Annotated in this window: 6 protein-coding genes; 2 read left to right on the top strand and 4 right to left on the bottom strand. The window is 39.6% G+C overall.

The annotated features are described in order from the left end of the window. The 4 genes from UC75_RS03905 to UC75_RS03890 form a co-directional block, all read right to left on the bottom strand. A partial coding sequence (locus UC75_RS03905) for an RrF2 family transcriptional regulator (protein WP_228137069.1) occupies positions 1–443 on the bottom strand: 443 nt, incomplete at its 3' end. A 199-nt stretch (positions 444–642) separates the two neighbouring features. After that, complete coding sequence (locus UC75_RS03900) at positions 643–1,662, bottom strand: MBL fold metallo-hydrolase (RefSeq protein ID WP_049836766.1); 1,020 nt, start codon at positions 1,660–1,662, stop codon at positions 643–645. A gap of 140 nt (positions 1,663–1,802) precedes the next feature. Next, positions 1,803–2,372 (bottom strand): TetR/AcrR family transcriptional regulator, encoded by a 570-nt coding sequence (locus tag UC75_RS03895; RefSeq protein WP_049836765.1) that lies wholly within the window; start codon positions 2,370–2,372, stop codon positions 1,803–1,805. An 80-nt stretch (positions 2,373–2,452) separates the two neighbouring features. Further along, positions 2,453–3,499 (bottom strand): AraC family transcriptional regulator, encoded by a 1,047-nt coding sequence (locus UC75_RS03890; protein ID WP_049836764.1) that lies wholly within the window; start codon positions 3,497–3,499, stop codon positions 2,453–2,455. Between the two features lie 107 nt (positions 3,500–3,606). Between UC75_RS03890 and UC75_RS03885 the strand changes: the two genes are divergently transcribed. Continuing rightward, positions 3,607–4,410 (top strand): SDR family NAD(P)-dependent oxidoreductase, encoded by an 804-nt coding sequence (locus UC75_RS03885; RefSeq protein ID WP_049836763.1) that lies wholly within the window; start codon positions 3,607–3,609, stop codon positions 4,408–4,410. After that, positions 4,407–4,659 (top strand): acetoacetate decarboxylase family protein (locus UC75_RS20090; RefSeq protein WP_228137068.1); only part of this gene is annotated, 253 nt, incomplete at its 3' end. The genes UC75_RS03885 and UC75_RS20090, both read left to right, overlap by 4 nt.

Below are 4,659 nucleotides of genomic sequence, written 5' to 3'. Positions count from 1 at the left end.
GCATAACGGCCAAAACGGTCAGCAATATCACCAAGTGTATGAGCACCTAAAGCGTCTCGCATGGCTTTTTCGGCCTGTAGCATGACGGCATGGACTGCACACACACCGCTGGTTGCCCAGTCTGGTGGAGCATGATTAAAGACCGCGCATTTACCGCGAACTTCTTGGCATTCAAAGAGCGGTTTTTCACCCTCAATTGCATTCACGATATCCAAAAAACTGATTTCATGAGCGGATCGAGCGAGTAAATACCCACCACGAACACCTTCTTGAGCAATAACGAGACCTGCCTTTTCAAGTTTAGGAAAAATCTTTGCCATAAAACTTGGAGAGACTCCTTGTAATTCAGCAAGATCCTTACTACTCAAAGGTTTATCTTCATTGTTCACAAGAAAAAGAAGACAGTGAATCGCATACTCGACGCTACTAGTGATATAAGCCATTTAATTTCATAATTGATCAATTACAAACACAGACTAATGGAGTCTGTGTTTTAAGTCAATAATAAAACTAAGACAAAGTTAGTCCTAGTTTTATTTTGGAGTGGGATGGATGGTAGAAGTGGAGGGTATATAACTGAATTTAAATACCTTTAAAGTAAAATTGAAGGATATAAATAATTTAGAAAAATTATCGAAAAACTTACGAACGCCACCAATAATTTTCGACATTTGGTTCGTTTAAGTTTAAGAGTTCTCCCATTTGCGGTGTGCTAATCGGTAACGCATTTTCTTTAGCCAAACCAACAATACGTTCAAACGGATCATCCCAAGCATGAAGTGCCAAATCAAAAGTACCATTGTGCACAGGCAACAAATGACGCCCTTTTAAATCGATATGTGCTTGTAAGGTTTGCTCTGGTTGCATGTGAACATCAGGCCATTCAGGGTCATAAGCACCAGTTTCTAACATGGTCAAATCAAACGGACCATAACGATGTCCAATCTCTTTAAATCCATCGAAATAGCCTGTGTCACCACTGAAAAATACACGTAAGTCATTATCAATAATTACCCACGAAGCCCAAAGCGTCGCATTGCTATCGCCCATACCACGGCCTGAAAAATGATGAGCAGGGGTAGCCACCAATTTTAGTCCATCCACATTGGTAGTATCCCACCAGTCGAGTTGTTGAACTTTTTCTGCTGGAATTCCCCATTTAATGAGTGTGTCACCGACACCAAGCGGTGTTAAGAAATGCTCAACTTTATCGTTAAGTTGCATAACTGCATGGTAGTCGAGATGGTCATAGTGGTTATGCGACAAAATCACGCCTTTAATGGGTGGTAAGTCCGCAATGCTAATCGGTGGCTGGTGGAAACGTTTTGGTCCAAGCCATTGAAAAGGTGATGCACGCTCTGAAAAAACTGGGTCAGTTAACCAAAATTCATTTTGCAGTTTTAATAAGATGGTTGAGTGGCCCAAACGAAATAGAGAACGATCGGGTGCACTCAACAGTTGTTCTTTTGACAAGCTTAAAACAGGAATTTCTCTGTTTGGAACGGTATCTTTTGGTTTGTTAAATAAAAACTTCCACATGAGTTGGAGCGTTTTACCAAAAGAAGGCTTGTATTGATTTGGACGCGTATTTCTAAATTTGCCATTGTGTTGTTGAGATGGCATTAAGGGAGATGGCAAGTCTGTTGTGTTTGAAATAGTCATCTTGTTTTTCCTTATTGGAACAAACCTATATGTGCAAATAAGAACTTGGGCTAAGTGCTTATTTTGATTTATTTAAATGAGTATTTGCTCACTCATTAATTGGTTTAAAAATAAGGATGCCGCGCATCCTTGACTTTTATCTAAATTGAAACTGCATGCCAAAAGGCTTCAAAACCAGATTTACGATAACGCTCGGTTTGAGAAGGGTCTTGGGCAATAAAATTAAGTGTAACTTCTGCAAGCGCACCTAAAATTGAAGCAATAAATAACGGTGGATAATCTCTTAATTTGCCATTGTTAATACGTTCTTGAATGTTTTGGGTGAGGTCACAAAAGGTTTGCATGCCAATTTGTTTGCTTTGCTCAGTAATTTGTTCCGAAGTCGAAAGCTGTGCCATGACTTTACGTTTAAGAGGAGCTTCTAAACTCCAGTTCAAATAGCTTTGCCAAATATGCGACATTTGAGTTTGCAAATCAGAATCAGCAGGGTAACCAAGCATCATGACCTGACGTAGTTCAGCCTTTAGTGAAAGATATAACTGGTTCAGCAGTTCTTCTTTATTGCTAAAATAGGTAAATAAAGTACCTTCTGCTACACCAGCGACTTTTGCAATTTTTGAAGTAGATGCACGCTCTCCAAGTTCTGCTAATGTTTCAATAGCAGCACTTAAAATTGCATTACGTTTATCTTCACTACGAGGACGAGCCATATACAAATAAATTAATTGAGTGATTACTCAATCATACATGAAAATAGTAAGACAGCAAGATATATTTTGTTAGATCCACATTATTGATTCGTTCTAAATGTAATGGGTGTTTGACCTGTCCATTTCTTAAAAGCTCGTGTGAAATTTGTAGGTTGTATATAGCCCAGATAAAGCGCAATTTCTTGTATATCCATATCACTATGAATTAACAAATGCTCAGCTTCTTTTTGTTGAGCTTCTTCAAGCAGTTGTAGATATGAAGAACCGACTTGGCTCAAATGGCGCCGTAATGTTCGACTAGACATGTTTAAGCGAGTCGCAATTTCATCAAATGACGGATAACCCACCTGTGGTTTTAAGTTTAGTTCAGCCTTTACGGTCAGGCATATATCTTTAATTTGTTCGGAAAAACGGATTTGTTCAGCTTCACACTGCGCTAGAGCTTGTTTAAAAGCGATCGGATCTGCCATTTTAATGGGCAAATCTAGAAGCTTTTTGGTATATCGAATTTGATTGGTCGCTTGGTTAAAGCGAATAAGTGGTAATAAGTGTTGATAGGCTTTGTGATAGGTAGGTTCAGGCCAATCTACCCATAACTCGATTTCAGCAAAATCATGTGCTATTAAAAATTGACCAGTTTGAATCACACCAATCATTAAACATTCATAAAAAAATCGTCTAAGTGTTGCAGCTTGTTCGGGTTGATTGCTGACAATTGGGTGAGTTTCATTAATTTCAATAATAGAAAACTCATTATTTTCAAGCAAAGCAATACGATAATCTTTTAATCGCATGTTAAAGAATTGCGTTGAAACCTCAATGGCTTGCCGCAGGTTTGGACTGCTCATAAGGGCGTATCCCATCGGGCCATGGGCAGTTAAACGCAGTTTTAGTCCATATTCATATCCCAAGCCAGAATCTTTCGACAATAACAAGCTTTCCCACGCCAGCTTGGACCACTGCACAGGGGTAATTCGCGCATCTAGTTGATCTAAAAGGTTTAAGGGAATTTTACTTTTCTTCAAAATTTCAAGCGCAGAAAAACCTTTGTCGACCATGATTTCTAATAACAAATGCGCATAAGAAATAGGAATGCTGGCTTTGGAAAGCCCATAAGGATCTTTCATATTGTTTTTTATTATGGCCGAAAATGATTATCAGTATGTCTGATCCACATCTCACGCTCAAGTTAAAAGTTCGGAATAATCACATTATTGTATTTTGAGCATGAATTATGAGTTTACCTATTCCACAGACTTTTTCTCGAGTTGTGATTACTGGTGCTTCATCGGGCATTGGTGAACAGTTAGCAAAACAGTTCGCTGTACGGGGCTATTCGTTAGTTTTAGTGGCTCGCCGTGTAGAAAAATTAGAAGCACTTGCTGAAAAATTAAAAGCCGAATATCAAATATCCGTAGATTTATATCCATGTGATTTGGGTGATCGGGCGGCGCGAGCTAAATTTCGTGATTATTTAGAAAATATTGAAGTAGCCATTCTTTGTAATAACGCTGGATTTGCAACTTTTGGTTGCCTACAAGACTTAGATGCAGACCGAGAGCGCGAAGAAGTTGAAGTTAATTCGGTGGCAATTCATGACCTGACTTTAACTGTATTGCCACAAATGATTAAAAGAAAAGCTGGGGCAATACTCATTGTGGGGTCTACTTCTGGTCATCAGCCAACTCCAGCAAATGCAACTTATGCAGCAACTAAGGCATTTGCCAATTCTTTTGCCGAGTCATTACATAGCGAACTTAAAGGAACAGGGGTTAGCTGTACGCTACTGGCTCCGGGACCAACCAAAACTGGTTTTAATGAAGTTGCAGGCATTACAAAAATTGATGGTGTAGGTGGTGGTCTTGTTTGGGTAACAGCAGAACGCGTCGCCAAAGAAGCCATTCAGGGAATGGATCGGAATTGTCGAATTGTGATTCCGGGTTTCGTGGCACAGGCCCAAACCTTTGGAGGGCGTTACATACCACGTATTATTTTGCTGCCCATTCTTAAACAAGTATTTTCGAGATTAAGCCAATGAAACAGTTGATTAAGGACTTACGTGTGCCTGTAGGTTTAGCCAATCTTGGCAATAAGCTTTATCACAATGCCCACTACTTGACTGCTGTCGTTGAAGTTGATGAAAAAGCGATGGCACGTTGGTTACCTTCTGGAATGACACTGGTTAAACCTGCCAGAGCCGATTTGTTTTGTGCGTATTTCCCTGAAAATGTCTATACGGGCGCTTACCATGAAGCGGGTCTATTTGTTCATATTAAAGTTGGCAATA

The sequence above is a fragment of the Acinetobacter sp. V2 genome (genome assembly GCF_001188385.1).
In the GTDB taxonomy this organism is placed as follows: domain Bacteria; phylum Pseudomonadota; class Gammaproteobacteria; order Pseudomonadales; family Moraxellaceae; genus Acinetobacter; species Acinetobacter oleivorans.
Note: the sequence above shows the minus strand (reverse complement) of the source record. Positions and strands in the feature narration are given on the sequence as shown.

Coding starts and splice junctions, on each gene's coding strand:
- UC75_RS03890 (WP_049836764.1), bottom strand. CDS start 3,499: ATGAAAGATCCTTATGGGCTTTCCAAAGCCAGCATTCCTATTTCTTAT.
- UC75_RS03900 (WP_049836766.1), bottom strand. CDS start 1,662: ATGACTATTTCAAACACAACAGACTTGCCATCTCCCTTAATGCCATCT.
- UC75_RS03895 (WP_049836765.1), bottom strand. CDS start 2,372: ATGGCTCGTCCTCGTAGTGAAGATAAACGTAATGCAATTTTAAGTGCT.
- UC75_RS03885 (WP_049836763.1), top strand. CDS start 3,607: ATGAGTTTACCTATTCCACAGACTTTTTCTCGAGTTGTGATTACTGGT.